Here is a 16,517-nt window from a genome sequence, read left to right on the forward strand (position 1 = left end):
CCAGGTCCGGCCTTACGACCTGGGTCCCGGCCTTCGCCGGGATGAGCGGGTTTAAGTCGAATGGCTCACCAATCCGACCTCATCGCCGACGACATCGAGGCCTATCTCCTCGCCCACCAGCACAAGAGCCTGCTGCGCTTCCTCACCTGCGGCTCGGTGGACGACGGCAAGTCGACCCTAATCGGCCGGTTGCTCTACGACTCCAAGATGATCTTCGAGGACCAGCTCGCGGCGCTGGAGGCCGACTCGAAGAAGGTCGGCACCCAGGGCGGCGAGATCGACTTCGCGCTGTTGGTCGATGGCCTGGCCGCCGAGCGCGAGCAGGGCATAACGATCGACGTCGCCTATCGGTTCTTCTCCACCGACAAGCGCAAGTTCATCGTCGCCGACACCCCGGGGCACGAGCAGTACACCCGCAACATGGTCACCGGCGCCTCGACCGCGGACGCCGCCGTGATCCTGATCGACGCGCGTCGTGGCGTGCTCACCCAGACGCGGCGCCACTCCTATCTCGTCAGCTTGCTGGGCATCCGCCACGTGGTCCTGGCGATCAACAAGATGGACCTGGTCGGCTGGAGCCAGGAGACCTACGACGCGATCCTCGCCGAGTACCGGGCGTTCGCGGCCCAGATCGGCATCAAGGACTTCACCGCCATCCCGATGTCGGCGCTGAAGGGCGACAACATCACCGGCCACAGCGACGCCGCGCCCTGGTACGACGGCCCGGCCCTGTTGCCGCTGCTGGAAAGTCTGCCGGTCGAGGACGACCAGCGTGAGAAGCCGTTCCGCATGCCGGTCCAGTGGGTGAACCGCCCCAATCTCGACTTCCGCGGCTTCTCCGGCTTCGTCTCGGCGGGCGTCATCCGGCCCGGCGACAAGATCAAGGCCCTGCCCTCCGGCCGCGAAAGCCGGATCGACCGCATCGTCACCAAGGACGGCGATCTGCCCGAAGCCGTGGCCGGCCAATCGGTGACCCTCACCCTCACCGACGAGATCGACATCTCCCGCGGCGACGTCATCGCCGCCGCCGCCTCCCCGCCGCCGGTCGCCGACCAGTTCGAGGCCACGGTGGTCTGGATGGATGACGAGGCCATGCTCCCCGGCCGGCCCTACCTCATGAAGCTGGGCGCCCGCACGGTCTCGGCCCAGATCACCGAGCCCAAGTACAAGGTCAATGTGAACACCCTGGAGCACCTGGCCGCCAAACGGCTGGAGCTCAACGAGATCGGGGTCTGCAACCTCTCGCTCGACGCCCCCATCGCCTTCGACGCCTATGCGGACAACCACGACCTGGGCGGCTTCATCCTGATCGACCGGATCTCCAACCGCACCGTCGGGGCGGGCATGCTGCACTTCGCCCTGCGCCGCAGCCAGAACATCCACTGGCAGGCGCTGGACGTCGACAAGACCTCGCGCGCCGCGCTGAAGGGCCAGCGCGGCCGGGTGGTCTGGCTGACCGGCCTCTCAGGCTCGGGCAAGTCCACCATCGCCAACCTGGTCGAGAAGCGCCTGCACGCCAACGGCCGCCACACCTACCTGCTGGACGGCGACAATGTCCGCCACGGGCTGAACAAGGACCTGGGCTTCACCGACGAGGATCGCGTGGAGAACATCCGCCGGGTGGCCGAGGTCTCCAAGCTGATGGTCGACGCTGGCCTGATCGTGCTGGTCTCGTTCATCTCGCCCTTCCGCGCCGAGCGGCGTATGGCCCGCGAGCTGCAGGCGGAGGGCGACTTCGTCGAGGTCTATGTGAACACCCCGCTGGAGGTCGCCGAGCAACGCGACGTCAAGGGCCTCTACAAGAAGGCCCGCGCTGGCGAACTGAAGAACTTCACCGGCATCGACAGCCCCTACGAAGCCCCGGAACACCCGGAGATCGTCGTCGACACCACCGCCATGTCGCCCACCGAGGCGGCCGAGCGCATCGTCGCCTGGCTGGAGGGCGAGCTCGACTACTCGATCTGAGCCAACTCGGGGCCGGGGAAGAACGCCCGGAAGGGCCGCGCCTCCTCGACCACGCGCGCGAAGGACGGGCGAGCGCGCAGGCGCTGGTGGTAGGCCGCCAGCCGCGGGTGGGTCTGCGCGATGGGCTCAAGCGCATCCGCATAGAACAGCGCCGGCGCGGCCGCGCAGTCGGCGAAGCTGAACACCTCGCCCAGCGCCCAGGGGCCCTCGCCGATCTGGTCGTCCAGGACGCCGTATGCCGTGCGTAGGATACCGCGCCACAGGACGACGCCGGCCGGATCCTTCGCACCCTCCGGCCTCAACCGGTCGCCGACGATCCGCTGCAGGGGATCCTGGACATAGTTGTCGAACAGCCGGTCCAGCAGCCGCGCCCGCAGTCGCAGGGCCGGATCCTCCGGCAGCAGTCGCACCTTCCCCGGATAGAAGGTGTCCAGGTGCTCTATCACGATGCTGGCTTCGGGCAGCACGACGCCGCGCGTCGTGTCCTCCAGCACCGGCATCTTGCCCATCGGCCACAGGGCGTAGAACGCCGCCCGCCCCGCCTCGTCGCCCAGGTCCACGAGGACCGCCTCGAACGGCGTCTCGTTCTCGTAGAAGGCCATGATCGCCTTCTGGCAGTACGAGGCGAACGGGTGCTGGTGCAGACGAAGGGTCATGTCACGCTCCTTTGCTTAAGAGATGACTTCACTAACGTCCCTTGCGCTGGCAGGCAAGATCACTGTAGCAACAACTAAACCGTCTGGCGCGGCCGGTCAGAACTCCAGCACGATCTTGCCGAAGTGCTCGCCGGCGGCCATGGCCGCGAAGGCCGCCTTCGCTTCCGTCCAGGGGAAGACCTTGTCCACCACGGGCGAAATGCGATGAAGTTCGATCGCCCGGCACATGGCCTCGAACATCTCGCGCGAGCCGACCGAGACCCCCTGCAGCCGCGCCGAATTGCCGATCAGGACAGCGGGGTTGATGTCCCCCGCCCCCGCCACCACCCCGATGACGGCGATATGGCCGCCGATGCGAACGGAGCGCAGGCTCTGCTGGATGGTCCCGCCGCCGCCGACCTCCATGATGAAGTCGGCGCCGTCCGGGGCGATCTCACGCACCGCCCGGCCCCATTCGGGCGTGGCCTTGTAGTTGATCAGGTGGTCGGCGCCGAGCGCCCGCGCCCGCTCTAGCTTCTCGTCGGATGACGAGGTGATGATCGTGCGGTAGCCGGCCGCCTTGGCGAACTGCAGCCCGAAGATCGAGACCCCGCCCGTCCCCTGCAGCACCACGGTGTCGCCCGGCTCCAGATCGGCGTCCTCGAAAAGGCCCCGCCAGGCCGTCAGGGCCGCGCACGGCAGGGTCGCCACCTGCTGGTCCGTCAAGAAGTCCGGAACCTTGGAGACCCCCTCCTGGCTGAACACCGCAAGTTCGCGCCCTGCCCCGGGGACGGGGAAACCCAGGGCCGAGGACAGCTTTTCCAGCGTCGGACGCCCCGAGGTCCAGTTCTGGAAGAACAGGCTGGCCACCCGGTCGCCGACCGCGACCCGGTTCACCCCGGGACCGATCGCCTCGACGATCCCGCAGCCATCGGAGAAGGGCGTGATCACGTCCTTCGTGTCGGTGGATCCGCGGCCGTACATGCCGTTGATCATCAGCAGGTCGCGGAAGTTCAGCGACACCGCCTTCATGCGGACCAAGACCTGGCCCGGACCCGGCGTCGGATCGGGCAGCTCGGCGACCTTCAGATTGTCCACGCCCCACGGCGCGGCGGCTTGCAAGGCCCGCATGGCTCGTCTCCCAGCATGTTCTCTGGGTCATAGTCGCGCCTTCGTCGGCCCCAGCAAGACTGTCCCAGCGTAAGCTCAGGCGTCCAGTCGCCGGACGCCGTAGAGCCGCAGGGCGCCGATCAGGCCCAGGCCCGACATGACGGCCATGGCCAGGTAACCCTTGGCCCCGACCGCATCGAACAGCCAGCCCGAGCCGATGGTGGCCGCCCCCATCAGCAGGCCGCCAGACAGGGCCGAATTGATTGTCTGGGCGGCTGAGGCGTTGGCCGGGCTCGACAGCCGCTCCACGATCTGCAGCGAGGCCAGGAAGGTCGCCGCGTAGGTGAAGACGTGCAGGGCCTGTAGCGGGAACACCAGCCAGAGCGGGGGCGACAGCGACAGGATCGTCCACCGCGCCAGCGCCGCGACGCCCCCCATGACCAGCAGGTGTCGCGGTCCCACGCGGCGGCGCCATGGCTCCAGGAACCAGAGGAAGGCGACCTCGGCCGTCACCGCCACCCCCCACAGGATCCCGGTGAGGCTCTCGGGAATGGCCTGCTGCTTCCAGGCGAGGGTCGAGAACGAATAGTAGAAGGCGTGGGCCGACTGGATCAGGCCCGCCGAGATCACCGCCAGCATGAAGTCGCCGTCGCGCAACAGATCCTTAAGGCCCGCGAACCGCTCGGAGAGCCGGCTCACGGCCCCGCCCTCCCGCACCGGATCGGGCGGCAACAGCGCACGGGCGCCCAGCGCCGCCAACATCGCCGCCGCCGTGATCCAGACCACCACCAGCTCGGGCGAGAACCGGACCAGCAGCGCGCCCACCACGATGTTTGCGATGACGAAGGCCACCGAGCCGATGCCACGCGGCCAGCCGAAATTGAATCCGTCCAGCCGCGCGCGCGCGAAGGCGATGACATCGGTCAGCGGCGCGATGGTGGCGAACACGCTGGAGGCGAAGAACCAGACCCCGAACCACCAGGCGAAGCCGAACGGCGCGGCCAGGAGGCCATAGGCGCCCGCCGAGGCCAGGGCCATCAGGATCAAGGGCGTGCGCCGCAGCCTGAAGCTGTCGGCCCACATGGCCATGGCGGGCGCGGTCACCGCGCGCGCCAGCATGGGCGCCGAGAGGATCAGCCCGATCTCCGCCCCCGACAGCCCACGGCTGGCGAACCATACCGGGATATAGGGCGAACTGGCCCCCGTGCCGACGAACAGGGCGGCGTAGAACAGACCAAGGCGCACGGGCTGGTTCATGTTGCGCGTGAGCTACCGCGAGTCGTCTGCGCCATTCTTGCGACATCTCCAAAGACTCGCGTGCATTAACTTCCGCAACGGCCTCGACGCGTGCTAGCGCCAAGCTGCGATGTCCGAACCCTCCAGAGCCGCGCGCGTTTCCGAACTCCTTGAGGAGGTCGGCAAGCGTTCGGCGCGCAAGATCAAGGTCGCCCACGTGGTGGAGACCTTCGGGGACCGGGCCTTCGGCGCCCTGATGTTCATCTTCGCAGCCCCCCTGGTCCTGCCCATGCCCCCTGGGGTCTCGGCCGTGCTCGGCGCACCGCTGATCTTCATCACCGCCCAGTGGATGCTGGGCCGCCGCACCCTATGGCTGCCCAAGGCGCTGCTGGAGCGGGAGATGAGCATGACCGACTTCCGCGCGCTCGCGGCCAAGCTGACCCCCTATCTGGAGCGGATCGAACGCGGCCTGCGGCCCCGCCTGACCTTCATGTACAACCCGGTCGGCGACCGGCTGGTGGGGCTGCTCTGCTTCGTGCTGTCGCTGATCGTCTTCCTGCCGATCCCGTTCGGCAACATGCTGCCCTCCTTCGCCATCGCCGCCTTCGCCATAGGCGGGGCCGAGCGCGACGGCCTGGCGGCGATCATCGGCTGGATTTTCGCGATCATCTCGATCGCCGTGCTGTGGATCTTCTCCAAGGCGATCCTGGCCGCGGTGATCGCCTTCTTCACCACCCTGGTGGGGATGTTCTAGGCGGACATGGCGGCGGAGGCCGCGGGCCCCTATGTGGCCTGCACAACCCCTGCCACTGGAGAACGCCTTGTCCCTGTCCCTCTACGACGCCTCGATCCCCGGCTACCTGCACATGCTGCGCAACCTGTCGGCCATGCTCGACAAGGCGCAGGCCCACGCCGAGGCCAACGGCGTGGCGCTCTCGACCCTCGCCGAGGCGCGGCTGGCGCCCGACATGCATTCGCTGATCGGCCAGGTCCAGCTCGCCAGCGACGCGGCCAAGGGCGGCGGCGCGCGCCTGGCGGTCATCACCCCGCCCAGCTTCCCCGATGAGGAAACGAGCTATTCGCAGCTCAAGGAACGGGTCGCCAAGACCATCGCCTTCCTCGAAACCATCAAGCGCGAACAGGTCGACGGCGGCGAGGATCGCACCATCGAACTGAAGTTCCCCGGCCGGACCATGACCTTCACGGCGACCGACTTCCTGCTGCGCTTCTCGCTGCCCAACTTCCTGTTCCACGTGGTCACCGCCTACGGCGTCCTGCGCAACCAGGGCGTGCCGCTGGGCAAGATGGACTTCCTGGCCGGCGCCCAGCCGGTCTAAGCCGCGCCGAACCGCGCCTCGCATGGTTGCCGAGGCGCGGGGTCGGGGTAAGGTCTGTTCCGCTCGACAAAATATGGCGGAGGGAGACTGCGATGGATCGCGCCAACAGCCTCGACAGAGCCTTGCGAGAACGCGCCCGCGCGGTGATCCCCGGCGGCATGTACGGCCACCAGGCCGTGGGCCTGCTGCCCGACGACTATCCTCAGTTCTTCGCCAAGGCCGAAGGCGCCCACATCTGGGACGCCGACGGCAACCGCTATCTGGACCTGATGTGCGCCTACGGGCCCAACCTGTTCGGCTACGCCAATCCCGAGATCGACGCGGCCTATGTCCGCCAGCTCAGCCTCGGCGACACCCTCACCGGGCCCACCGAGCTGATGGTGCGGCTGGCCGAGGAACTGACCGGCCTGGTGACCCACGCGGCCTGGGCCATGTTCTGCAAGAACGGCACCGACGCCACCTCCATGGCCCTGGTCACCGCCCGCGCCCACACCCGGCGCAAGACCATCATCCGGGCCCGCGGCGCCTATCACGGGGCCGCGCCCTGGTGCACGCCCAGGCCCGCCGGAACGGTCGATAGCGACCGCGCCCACCAGCTGTTCTGCGACTACAACGACGTGGCCAGCCTCGAGGACGCAGTGGCCCGGGCTGGCGACGACCTGGCCGCCATCTTCGCCGCTCCCTTCAAGCACGACGCCTTCATCGACCAAGCCGCGCCGGACCCCGCCTATGCCCGCCGCGCGCGGGAGCTGTGCGACCAGACCGGCGCCCTGCTGATCGTCGACGACGTCCGCGCGGGACTGCGCATGGCGCGGGACTGCTCCTGGTCCCTGCTGGGGATCGAGCCCGACCTCTCCACCTGGGGCAAGTGCATCGCCAACGGCCACCCCATCTCGGCCCTGCTCGGCTCGGAGAAGGCCCGCACGGCCGCGGCCTCGATCTATGTCACCGGCTCCTTCTGGTTCCAGGCCGCCCCCATGGCCGCGGCCCTGGAGACCCTGCGCCTGGTCCGCGACACTGACTATCTGGAGCGCATCGAGGCCCTGGGCGACCGGCTGGCCGGCGGCCTGGTCGAACGCGCCGCCGCTGCGGGCTTTGGCCTGCGCTGCTCAGGTCCGACCCAGATGCCGCTCTACCTGTTCGACGACGACCCGGATCTGCGGAAGGGCTTCTGCTTCGTCAGCCAGATGCTGGCGCGGGGCGTTTACATGCATCCCTGGCACAACATGTTCCTGTGCGCGGCGATGACCGAAGCCGACATCGACCAGGCCCTGGAGGCCGCCGAGGGCGCCTTCGCGGTGCTGAAGCGCGAGGCGGCGGGCCTGGCGCCCGTCGAGAAGCTCGCATTCCTTTCCGCCGGCCAGAGGTAGGGCGACATGCCGATCAGCGACTATTCCGAACATGACGGGCTCTCGCTCGCCGCCCTGGTGGCCAAGGGCGACGTGACGCCGCTGGAACTCGTCGACGCCGCCATCGAGCGGATCGAGCGCCACAACCCGACGCTCAACGCGGTGGTCTACAAGGCCTATGACGAGGCCCGCGACGTGGCGAAAGGCCCTCTGCCCGACGGCCCGTTCCGCGGCGTGCCCTTCCTGATCAAGGACCTGGGCATGCCAGTCGCCGGCTGGCCACGCAGCTATGGCAGCAAGTTCGCCGCGAGCGTTGTGGACCCCGACGATGGCGACCTCACGGCGCGCTATCGAGCCGCCGGAGTCGTGCCCCTGGGCAAGACCAACACCCCGGAATACGGCATCACCGGCACGACGGAAGGCGCCCATCTCGGCGCCTGCCGCAATCCCTGGAACCCCAACCACATCTCCGGCGGCTCGTCGGGTGGCGCGGCCTCGTCGGTGGCCGCCGGCATCGTGCCCCTGGCCCACGCCAGCGACGGCCTGGGCTCGATCCGCATCCCGGCGGCCTGCTGCGGCCTGGTGGGGCTGAAGGTCACCCGCGACCGCAACCCCAACGGGCCGGACGACACCGCCTACGCCATGGGCTTCACCGTCGATCACGTGGTCACCCGGACCGTGCGCGACAGCGCCGCCATGCTGGACGCCACCGGCACGCCCCGGGCCGACGCCCCCTTCGCCGCCCCGCCCAAGGAACGGCCATATATCGAGGAGATCGAACGTAGCCCCGGCAAGCTGCGCATCGCCTGGTCCTCGGAGACCCCGTCCGGACGGCCCATCGAACCGGAGATCCAGGCCGCCCTCGAACGCACCGCCGACCTGCTGAAACGCCTGGGCCACGAGGTGGTGGAGAAGGGCATAGGCCTCGACTACCGCGCCCTCTACGCTGCGCGCGGGCCGGTCTCCGGCGCCAATTTCGCCGCCGACATGGCGCGGCTCATCGAGCAGATCGGCCGCGAGCCCGAGCCCGACGAACTGGAGCCCCTGACCTGGGCCTCGCTGAAGGGCGGACGCAAGGTCACTGGCGAACAGGCTTGGCGCGGCTGGCAGGACCTGCGGGTCCTGAACCGCAAGACCCTGGCCTTCTTCGAGGATTGGGACGTCTATCTCTGTCCGGTGCTCGGCACGAGCGTTCCCGAGGTCGGCCACATCGATCCGGTGAACCTGGAGCCGCGCGAGGTGAACCGCCGCCAGGGCGCGGCCTTCCCCTACACCCCGCCGTTCAACTTCTCCGGCCAGCCGTCCATGTCCCTGCCGCTCGAGATGTCCGCCAACGGATTGCCCATCGGCATGATGTTCACTGCCCGTTTCGCCGACGAAGCGACCCTCTTCCGCCTCGCCGCCCAACTGGAGAAGGAAGCGCCTTGGAAGGATCGCCGGCCCCAGCTATGGGGCTGAGATGATCTGGACCCGCCGCACCTGGATGACGCTGGCCGCGGTCGGCGGGTTTATCGCCGTCGCCGTCGGGGCCTTCGCCGCTCATGGCGTCTCCGACCCCAAGGCCCAGGAGTGGCTGCGCACCGGCTCGAGCTATGGGTTCATGCACACCATGGCCACCTTCGCCTGCGCCACCTTCATGAACATCGGCGCGAAGAACGCCCGGCGCGCGCCGGCCTTCTTCCTCTCGGGTGTGGTGGTGTTCTCAGGCTCGCTCTACGTGATGGCCCTCGGCGGGCCGCGCTGGCTGGGCGCAGTGACGCCGATCGGAGGCCTGCTGTTCCTGATCGGCTGGGCGACCCTGGCCTGGGCCGCCCGGGACGTGGACCGAGCCTAGGCCTTCTTCGGCAGCGCCAGGAATCGCAACGCCAACGCCGATCCCACCAGGGCCGCCAGCATCACCAGCGCCATCGGCCGCGGCGTCCCGTCGTGCAAGGCGCCCGCCAGGCTGGCCGCCAGGGCGCCGACCCCGAACGAGGCCCCGCCCGTAAGGGCCGAGATCGAACCCGCCCGCTTGGGATCGATATTGAGCGCCCCGGCCACGGTGTTGCCAGCCATGAATCCGTAGCTGCCCAGCAGCACGAACAGCAGCGGCAGCACGCTCCAGCGCTCGCCGAAACCGGTGACCGCCGCGGCGGCCAGGGCCAGGGCCCCGGTGACGGCGACCACGCTGGCCCGCGCCAGAACCTCGTCCGGCGTCCGGCGCTTCAAGGCGTAGCGATTGAGCTGGCTGGCGCCGATCACCGCCGCGGCGTTAAGGCCGAACACCCAGCCGAAGGCCGAGGGCGAGATGCCATAGGTCCCCATCAGCAGCTCCGGCGAGGCCGAGATGTACGTGAACAAGGTCGCGCCGTTCAGGCTGCCGGCCACCGCGTATCCCACCAGCCGCGGCTGGCGCAGCAGGGCGAGATAGGCCTGGAAGGGGTTCTCCGAGGCGGCCTGGGCCGCCGTCTCGTCCGACCGGGATTCCTTGAGCCGGAAGAAGGCCGCCGCCCCACAGGCCAGGCCGAACAGGGCCAGCACCCAGAAGTTCCACCGCCAGCCGCCGAGCGCCAGCAGCACGCCGCCCAGCAGGGGCGCGAGGATCGGCGCCAAGCCCATGATCAGCATCATCAGCGACAGCATCCGCGCCGTCTCGGTGTGGTTGAACTGGTCGCGGACGATGGCGCGCGACACCACCCCGCCCGCGCAGCCGCCGAGGGCCTGGACGAACCGGGCGCCGATCAGCATCTCCGGCGAGGTCGCGAGCGCGCAGACGATCGAGGCGGCGATGAAGATCGCGATGCCCACCATGATCGGCGCGCGCCGCCCGAACCGGTCCGAGGCCGGGCCGTAGATGAACTGGCCGATGGCCATGCCGGCGAAGAAGGCCGCCACCGTCGCCTGGGTCTGCGACGCGCTGGCGCCCAGCGCAACGCCGATGGCCGGCAGGCTGGGCAGGTACATGTCGATGGACATCGGCGCGAAGGCGGTCAGCGATCCCAGCAGGATCACCAGGCCCCAGGGCGTGCGGTCTTCGGCGGGGCGCGGGTCTGTCATGACGTCCTTCTAGCGCGGTTCTCGTCACGGCCAAGCCGCGCTTGCCTTCCGCCCAAGGAAGCCTGCCAGTCTGCGGGCACAACCGTCAGGGAGCCGCCCATGTCCGCCCTCGCCCGCCAGATGCCGCCCGTCCAACACGCCGCCGTCAACGGCGTCGACATGGCCTATTACGAGGTGGGGCCGCGAGGAAAAGGTGTGCCCATCGTCTTCTGTCACGGCTTTCCCGAGCTGGCCTTCTCCTGGCGCCACCAGCTCAAGGCCTGCGAGGCCGCCGGCCGCTGGGCGATCGCCCCCGACCAGCGCGGCTATGGCCTGACCTCGGCGCCCGAGGCGATCACGGACTACGACATGGAGCACCTGACCGGCGACCTGGTGGGTCTGCTCGACCACCTGGGCGTGGAGAAGGCGGTGTTCGTCGGCCACGACTGGGGCGGCATCGTCGTCTGGGCCCTGCCCCTGATGCATCCGACGCGGGTCGCGGGGATCGTCGGGCTCAACACCCCCTTCATGCGCCGCCCGCCGATGGATCCCATCGCCGGCATGCGGATGATGTTCGGCGAGGACATGTACATCGTCTGGTTCCAGAAACCGGGCGTGGCCGACGCCGCGCTGGGCGCCGACGTCGACAAGACCATCCGCTTCTTCATGCGCACCCCGGCGGCCATGGAGGCCGCGATCGGCGACGGGGCGGGATCGGGCCTGACCCTGTCGGGCCAGCCGACCGCCGAGACCCCGACCTTCGCCTTCGGCGACGCGCTCAAGGCCTGGGACAAGTCCGACACGGCCCACCAGTTGCTGAGCCCCGACGAACTGGCGGCCTTCGTGGAGTCCTTCGAGCGCACCGGCTTCACCGGCGGGATCAACTGGTATCGCAACTTCACCCGCAACTGGGAGAAGTCGGCGAGCCTCCCGACCCGCGTGGACGGAATCCCCTGTCTGATGATCATGGCCGAGAAGGACGTGGTGCTCTCCCCGGCCATGGCCGACGGCATGGAGGAGGTGATCGGCGACCTGGAGAAGGTCCTGGTCAAGGAATCCGGCCACTGGACGCAGCAGGAGAAGCCCGAGGAGGTCAATCGTCTCATCCTGGGCTGGATGGATCGCCGCTTCCCGCAGTAAACAGGGGACATGGAACGCAACACCCCCTCGCCCGTCGTCTCGTCGTCCGCGCACAGGCGGGGTCTCTTCCGGGAGAACGAGCCCTACGCCCAGGGCTGGCTGGCCACCGGCGGCCCGCACGAGATCTTCTACGAAGAGTGCGGGACCCCCGACGGCAAGCCCTGCGTCATCCTGCACGGCGGCCCGGGCGGAGCGATCAACCCGACCATGCGGCGGTTCTTCGATCCGTCGAAATGGCGCATGGCGCTGTTCGACCAGCGCGGCTGCGGCAAGTCGCGCCCCAACGCCAGCCTGGACGACAACACCACCTGGTCGCTGATCGAGGACATAGAGCGCCTGCGCGTCCATCTGGGCGTCGAGAAATGGACCGTGTTCGGCGGTTCCTGGGGTTCGACCCTGGCGCTAGCCTACGCCATCACCCATCCCGACCGGGTCGACGGCCTGGTCCTGCGCGGCATCTTCCTGCTCACCGCGCGCGAGCTGAAGTGGTTCTACCAAGACGGCGCCTCGATCCTGTTCCCCGACGCCTGGGCCCGCTTCACCGCCCCGATCCCGCTCGCCGAGCGTGGCGACCTGATGGGTGCCTATCACCGGCGCCTGACCTCCACCGACCGCGCCGTCCAGGCCGAGGCCGCCGCGGCCTGGAGCCAGTGGGAGGGCGACACCATCTCCATCCGAGGGCCGGAGGCCCGGCCCTCGAAGTTCAACGAGATCGACTTCGCCATCGCCTTCGCCAGGATCGAGTGCCACTTCTTCGCCAATGGCGGCTTCTTCGACGAAGACGGCTGGATCCTGAAGAACATCGAAAAGATACGGAATATCCCTGGCTGGATCGTTCAGGGACGGTTCGACGTGGTCACCCCGATGGAAAGCGCCTGGGCGCTGAAGACCGCCTGGCCCGAGGCGCGTTTCGACATCGTCTGGGACGCCGGCCACGCCTCGACGGAGCCGGGCATCGTCGATGGCCTGGTCCGGGCGACGGACCAGGCGCTGCGGGTCTAGAGCAGCGCGCCGCTGCCGCTGGTGACTTCGGAATAGCGATGCACCCGCACGGCCTGGACGAGGCCGAAGCCGATCATCACCGTCACCATGACCGTGCCGCCATAGGACAGCATCGGCATGGGCACGCCCACCACCGGCGCCAGGCCCATCACCATGGCCCCGTTGATGAGCACATAGAGAGCGAAGGTGGCCGTCGTTCCGGCCGCCGCCAGCCGCCCGAAATGGGAGTGGGAGATGGAGGCGATGCGCAGGGCCATGAAGATCACCGCGCCGTAGAGGAACAACACCGAGATGCAGCCCAGGAAACCGAACTCCTCCGCCAGGGTGGCGAAGATGAAGTCGGTCTGCTTCTCGGGCAGGAAGTTGAGCTGGCTCTGCGAGCCCAGGCCATAGCCCTTGCCGAAGAAGCCGCCCGAACCGAGCGCGATCTTCGACTGCATGATGTGATAGCCGGAGCCCGAGGGGTCGCTCTCGGGGTCGAGGAAGGTCAGCACCCGCTTGCGCTGGTAGTCGTGCAGCACGAACATCACCATCGGCGGCACCGCGGCGACCACGCTGATCACGCCCGCGGCGATCACCTTCCAGGACAACCCCGCCAGGACGACCATGGAGAGCCCGGTCATGGCGATCAGCATGGCGGTGCCGAGGTCGGGCTGGTGGGCCACCAGCACCACAGGGGCGGCGATCATCGTCAGCGGGATCAGCAGCCACCAGGAGAGCCGGGCGCTGTCGGCCGACATGCCGTGATAGAACCGGGCCAGGGCCAGCACGATGCCCAGCTTCATCACCTCCGACGGCTGGAAGCTGAACGGCCCGAGCGCCAGCCACCGCTGGGCGCCCATCCGCACGTCGCCAACGGCTTCGACGGCCACCAGCAGCAGCAGTCCTATGCCGTAGATGGGATAGGCCAGGGCCGACCAGACCCGCAGGTCCACCATGGCCAGCATGACCATCGCCAAGAAACACAGGCCGAAGCGGATCAGGTGGTTGCCGGCCCAGGGCTCCCAGGACGACCCGGCGATGGAGAACATCATCAGGGCGCCGGTCCCGGCGATCAGGCAGAGCGCGAGGGCGAACAGCCAGTCGATCTCGCTGAACTTGACGATGGCCCGGTCGCGTTCGCCGGGCCGGGTCAGGGCGCTGACGGTCATGTGGGCTCTCCCGGCGGCGCCGGCGGCGGCGGCGTGACGATGGGGGCTTCGGGGGCCGCGCCTTCCATGATCACGCTTTCGGGGACCTCGGGCAGGGGCAGCGGCTTTTCGATCCGGGCTCGCAGTTCGGGGTCCTTCAACAAGGCCACGCGCATCACCTCGCGAGCCCGGGGCGCGGCGGCGGTGGCGCCGCCCATCCCGCCGTGCTCGATGATCACCGACAGGGCGTAGCGTGGGTCGTCGTAGGGCGCGAAGGCGATGAACAGGTTGTGGTCCTTGAGCTTCCAGGTGACGCCGACGCTGCTGCGCGAGGCCAGCTTGTCGAAGCTGCGGACCTGGGCCGTCCCGGTCTTGCCTGCCATCTTGATGTCGCCCAGGCCCAGCTGGCTCTGGCGGAAGGCGGTGCCGCTCGTGTCGTTGGCCACGGCCTCCATGCCGCCTCGGACATATTTCAGGTGCTCGGCGGCGAACGGCAGATCGATCGCGGCGTCGCCGCGGGGCATCTCGACCCCGCCCACCGACTTGATGAGCCGCGGATTGAGCGCCTTCTTGCTGTTGGCCAGCCGCGCGGTCATCACCGCCAGCTGCAGGGCGTTCACCGCCACATAGCCCTGGCCGATCCCGTAGCTGACGGAGTCGCCCGGCTGCCAAACCGGTTCGCGCTTCACCGCCTTGCGCTTCCACTCAGTGGAGCCGACCACGCCCTTCTTCTGGTTTCCCGGAATGCCGATATCGAAGGTCTGGCCGAAGCCCATGGCGTGGGCCGCCTTGGCGATGTGGTCGGGACCGATCTTCAGCGCCGTCTGGTAGAAATAGATGTCGCAGGAGTTCTTGATGGCGTCGTGCATGTTCTGCGAACCATGCCCGCCACGCTTCCAGCACCGCCAGGTGCGACCGCCATAGTACCAGCCGCCCGAGCAGTTCACCCGGGCCTCGGGATCGACGCCGGCCTCCAGGGCCGCCAGGGCCACCGTCGGCTTGAAGGTCGAGCCGGGCGGATAGGTGCCGTTCATGACCTTGTCGAGCAGCGGCTTGCGGTCGTAGAGGGCCAGCGCCCGGTATTCCGGACCCGACAGGCCGCGCACGAACCGGTTGGCGTCGAAGCTGGGCGACGAGGCCATGCACAGCAGGTCGCCGGTGCGGCAGTCCATGACGACGATGGCGCCGCTCTCGTCGCCCATCACCTCAAGCGCGCGGTTCTGGACGTCGACGTCGAGGGTGAGCTGGATCTCCTTGCCGGGGATGGCGGCAATGTCGCCACCCTCGTCCTGACGGACCTCGCGGCCGTTGGCGTCCACCTCCACCTTGCGGGCGCCGGGCTTGCCCCTCAAGTCGAGATCGAACGCCTTTTCAACGCCTTGGCGGCCGATCCTAAAGCCCGGATGCAGCAGGATGGGGTCGGAGTTCGGGCCAGTCGGCGCCAGATCCTCCTTGTTGACCTTGGCCACATAGCCGATCACGTGGGCGAAGGCGCCGCCGTGCGGATAGACCCGCACCTCGCCCATGTCGGCGGTGACGCCCGGCAGTTCCGGCGCGCGGACATTGATCGCCGAGAACTCCTCCCAGCTCATGTCCTCCATGACCGACACCGGCGAGCGCTTGGGCGCCCGGGCGATGTCCTTGGCCAGCCGGGCCTGGCGCGCGTCGTCCAGGGGCACGAAGGCCGCCAGGGTCTTCAGCGTCGCCTTGGGATCGAGGTCCTCCTCGCGGCTGACCAGCAGCCGGAAGTTGGGGCGGTTGGAGGCCAGGATCGCGCCGTTGCGGTCGACGATCAGGCCGCGCGGCGCGGCCACCAGGCGGAAGTTGAACTGGTTGGAGGCCGAAAGCTTCTCGTAGCGCTGGGTCTCGACGAGCTGAAGGTGGGCGAGACGTCCGCCGAGCGCCGCCAGGCCCAGCCCCGCGAAGCCGCCCAGCAGGAAGGTCCGGCGATGGAAGACCCCCTGCCGTTCGTTCACCTCGGAGAAGAAGATCGACGGTTCGCTCATGGGTCCGATCCTAGCGGAATCGCACGTCGGCGTCTTCGAACCGGTCGATCAGCCGATCGGCGAACGGGAACAGGATCACCGTGGCCAGGAACTGCCAGCCGACCGAGACCAGGCTGGCCATGCCCCCGGCGTCGGCCATGGTGAAAAGGTAGGCGGCGAGTTGGGTGATGGCGCAGCAGGCGCCGAACCAGACCCACATCATCAGCCGGCTCTGCCCCACGATCAGGGTGCGTCCAGCCAGCACCGCGCCGTACCCGGTCAGCAGCGACAGGGCCCACAGCCCCACCGCTCCGCCCCAGAACAGGTCCAGGAACAGTCCCATGGCCAGGATGCCGAAGGGGGCGAGGATCGAGGGCCGGATCACCGCCCAGGCGAAGGCGGGGGCGAGCGCGAAGATCGGCTCCGGCAGCTGCAGCCCGAACACCCGGAAGGGGATGCCGAACAGCACCGTGAGCGCCAGGGCCTGCAGCATAGGGAGACCCAGCCACATCACCGGGTTCAGGGGACGTGCGCCGGCCAGGCTCAAAACGGCACCTCCGGCGGCGGCGGCGGCTCGGGTGTCGGGGTGGCCGCCGGCGGCGGGGTCGCGGCC

Annotated in this window: 15 protein-coding genes; 8 read left to right on the top strand and 7 right to left on the bottom strand. The window is 68.8% G+C overall.

The genetic code is table 11. The annotated features are described in order from the left end of the window. Nucleotides 1–60: 60 nt before the first annotated feature. Nucleotides 61–1,965, top strand: a complete 1,905-nt coding sequence (gene cysN / locus V6M51_RS10500) for a sulfate adenylyltransferase subunit CysN (protein ID WP_332766946.1) — start codon at nt 61–63, stop codon at nt 1,963–1,965. On the opposite strand, the gene V6M51_RS10505 is transcribed toward cysN, so the two are convergent. The 3 genes from V6M51_RS10505 to V6M51_RS10515 form a co-directional block, all read right to left on the bottom strand. Beyond that, nucleotides 1,953–2,621: a glutathione S-transferase family protein gene (locus tag V6M51_RS10505; RefSeq protein WP_332766948.1), complete on the bottom strand. Its 669-nt coding sequence runs from the start codon at nt 2,619–2,621 to the stop codon at nt 1,953–1,955. The genes cysN and V6M51_RS10505 overlap by 13 nt on opposite strands. A gap of 96 nt (nt 2,622–2,717) precedes the next feature. Next, complete coding sequence (locus V6M51_RS10510; RefSeq protein ID WP_332766949.1) at nt 2,718–3,731, bottom strand: zinc-dependent alcohol dehydrogenase family protein; 1,014 nt, start codon at nt 3,729–3,731, stop codon at nt 2,718–2,720. A gap of 75 nt (nt 3,732–3,806) precedes the next feature. Next, nucleotides 3,807–4,967 carry an MFS transporter gene (locus tag V6M51_RS10515; RefSeq protein WP_332766950.1) on the bottom strand — a complete coding sequence of 387 codons (1,161 nt, stop codon included), beginning with the start codon at nt 4,965–4,967 and terminating at the stop codon, nt 3,807–3,809. Between the two features lie 109 nt (nt 4,968–5,076). On the opposite strand from V6M51_RS10515, the gene V6M51_RS10520 reads away from it, so the two are divergent. From V6M51_RS10520 to V6M51_RS10540, 5 genes are all read left to right on the top strand, one after another. Then, the gene (locus V6M51_RS10520; protein WP_332766951.1) at nt 5,077–5,700 is read left to right on the top strand and encodes an exopolysaccharide biosynthesis protein; all 624 of its coding nucleotides are present in this window, start codon (nt 5,077–5,079) and stop codon (nt 5,698–5,700) included. A 67-nt stretch (nt 5,701–5,767) separates the two neighbouring features. Then, the gene (locus V6M51_RS10525) at nt 5,768–6,283 is read left to right on the top strand and encodes a DUF1993 domain-containing protein (RefSeq protein WP_332766952.1); all 516 of its coding nucleotides are present in this window, start codon (nt 5,768–5,770) and stop codon (nt 6,281–6,283) included. Nucleotides 6,284–6,375: 92 nt separating this feature from the next. Then, nucleotides 6,376–7,653, top strand: coding sequence for an aminotransferase class III-fold pyridoxal phosphate-dependent enzyme (locus V6M51_RS10530; protein ID WP_332766954.1), 1,278 nt, complete (start codon nt 6,376–6,378; stop codon nt 7,651–7,653). A 6-nt stretch (nt 7,654–7,659) separates the two neighbouring features. Beyond that, nucleotides 7,660–9,090, top strand: coding sequence for an amidase (locus tag V6M51_RS10535; RefSeq protein WP_332766956.1), 1,431 nt, complete (start codon nt 7,660–7,662; stop codon nt 9,088–9,090). A gap of 1 nt (nt 9,091) precedes the next feature. Then, nucleotides 9,092–9,466 (top strand): DUF423 domain-containing protein, encoded by a 375-nt coding sequence (locus tag V6M51_RS10540; protein WP_332766958.1) that lies wholly within the window; start codon nt 9,092–9,094, stop codon nt 9,464–9,466. Here the strand turns inward: V6M51_RS10540 and V6M51_RS10545 are convergent. Continuing rightward, a complete protein-coding gene (locus V6M51_RS10545; RefSeq protein ID WP_332766960.1) occupies nt 9,463–10,668 on the bottom strand; it encodes a multidrug effflux MFS transporter in 1,206 nt (401 codons plus the stop codon). The two genes, V6M51_RS10540 and V6M51_RS10545, sit on opposite strands and share 4 nt — an antisense overlap. A gap of 99 nt (nt 10,669–10,767) precedes the next feature. Here V6M51_RS10545 and V6M51_RS10550 point away from each other — a divergent pair, with 99 nt between their 5' ends. Both V6M51_RS10550 and pip read left to right on the top strand, forming a co-directional pair. Then, the gene (locus tag V6M51_RS10550; protein ID WP_332766962.1) at nt 10,768–11,787 is read left to right on the top strand and encodes an alpha/beta fold hydrolase; all 1,020 of its coding nucleotides are present in this window, start codon (nt 10,768–10,770) and stop codon (nt 11,785–11,787) included. Nucleotides 11,788–11,796: 9 nt separating this feature from the next. Beyond that, complete coding sequence (pip, locus tag V6M51_RS10555; protein ID WP_332766964.1) at nt 11,797–12,789, top strand: prolyl aminopeptidase; 993 nt, start codon at nt 11,797–11,799, stop codon at nt 12,787–12,789. Here pip and rodA read toward each other — a convergent pair. The 3 genes from rodA to V6M51_RS10570 all read right to left on the bottom strand — a co-directional run. Further along, complete coding sequence (rodA, locus tag V6M51_RS10560) at nt 12,786–13,940, bottom strand: rod shape-determining protein RodA (protein ID WP_332766966.1); 1,155 nt, start codon at nt 13,938–13,940, stop codon at nt 12,786–12,788. The two genes, pip and rodA, sit on opposite strands and share 4 nt — an antisense overlap. Next, on the bottom strand, nt 13,937–15,925 hold the full coding sequence (gene mrdA, locus V6M51_RS10565) for a penicillin-binding protein 2 (protein WP_332766968.1): 1,989 nt from the start codon (nt 15,923–15,925) through the stop codon (nt 13,937–13,939). The genes rodA and mrdA overlap by 4 nt, the downstream gene beginning before the upstream one ends. A 10-nt stretch (nt 15,926–15,935) precedes the next feature. Then, nucleotides 15,936–16,517, bottom strand: a 582-nt coding sequence (locus V6M51_RS10570) for a hypothetical protein (protein WP_332766970.1), incomplete at its 5' end; no start/stop codon positions are given.

Origin of the sequence: Phenylobacterium sp., assembly GCF_036677185.1 — a bacterium.
GTDB lineage: Bacteria > Pseudomonadota > Alphaproteobacteria > Caulobacterales > Caulobacteraceae > Phenylobacterium.

Excerpts from the sequence above, each read along its gene's own strand:
- cysN (WP_332766946.1), top strand. The coding sequence starts at position 61 with ATGGCTCACCAATCCGACCTCATCGCCGACGACATCGAGGCCTATCTC.
- V6M51_RS10505 (WP_332766948.1), bottom strand. The coding sequence starts at position 2,621 with ATGACCCTTCGTCTGCACCAGCACCCGTTCGCCTCGTACTGCCAGAAG.
- V6M51_RS10510 (WP_332766949.1), bottom strand. The coding sequence starts at position 3,731 with ATGCGGGCCTTGCAAGCCGCCGCGCCGTGGGGCGTGGACAATCTGAAG.
- V6M51_RS10515 (WP_332766950.1), bottom strand. The coding sequence starts at position 4,967 with ATGAACCAGCCCGTGCGCCTTGGTCTGTTCTACGCCGCCCTGTTCGTC.
- V6M51_RS10520 (WP_332766951.1), top strand. The coding sequence starts at position 5,077 with ATGTCCGAACCCTCCAGAGCCGCGCGCGTTTCCGAACTCCTTGAGGAG.
- V6M51_RS10530 (WP_332766954.1), top strand. The coding sequence starts at position 6,376 with ATGGATCGCGCCAACAGCCTCGACAGAGCCTTGCGAGAACGCGCCCGC.
- V6M51_RS10535 (WP_332766956.1), top strand. The coding sequence starts at position 7,660 with ATGCCGATCAGCGACTATTCCGAACATGACGGGCTCTCGCTCGCCGCC.
- V6M51_RS10540 (WP_332766958.1), top strand. The coding sequence starts at position 9,092 with ATGATCTGGACCCGCCGCACCTGGATGACGCTGGCCGCGGTCGGCGGG.
- V6M51_RS10545 (WP_332766960.1), bottom strand. The coding sequence starts at position 10,668 with ATGACAGACCCGCGCCCCGCCGAAGACCGCACGCCCTGGGGCCTGGTG.
- V6M51_RS10550 (WP_332766962.1), top strand. The coding sequence starts at position 10,768 with ATGTCCGCCCTCGCCCGCCAGATGCCGCCCGTCCAACACGCCGCCGTC.
- pip (WP_332766964.1), top strand. The coding sequence starts at position 11,797 with ATGGAACGCAACACCCCCTCGCCCGTCGTCTCGTCGTCCGCGCACAGG.
- rodA (WP_332766966.1), bottom strand. The coding sequence starts at position 13,940 with ATGACCGTCAGCGCCCTGACCCGGCCCGGCGAACGCGACCGGGCCATC.
- mrdA (WP_332766968.1), bottom strand. The coding sequence starts at position 15,925 with ATGAGCGAACCGTCGATCTTCTTCTCCGAGGTGAACGAACGGCAGGGG.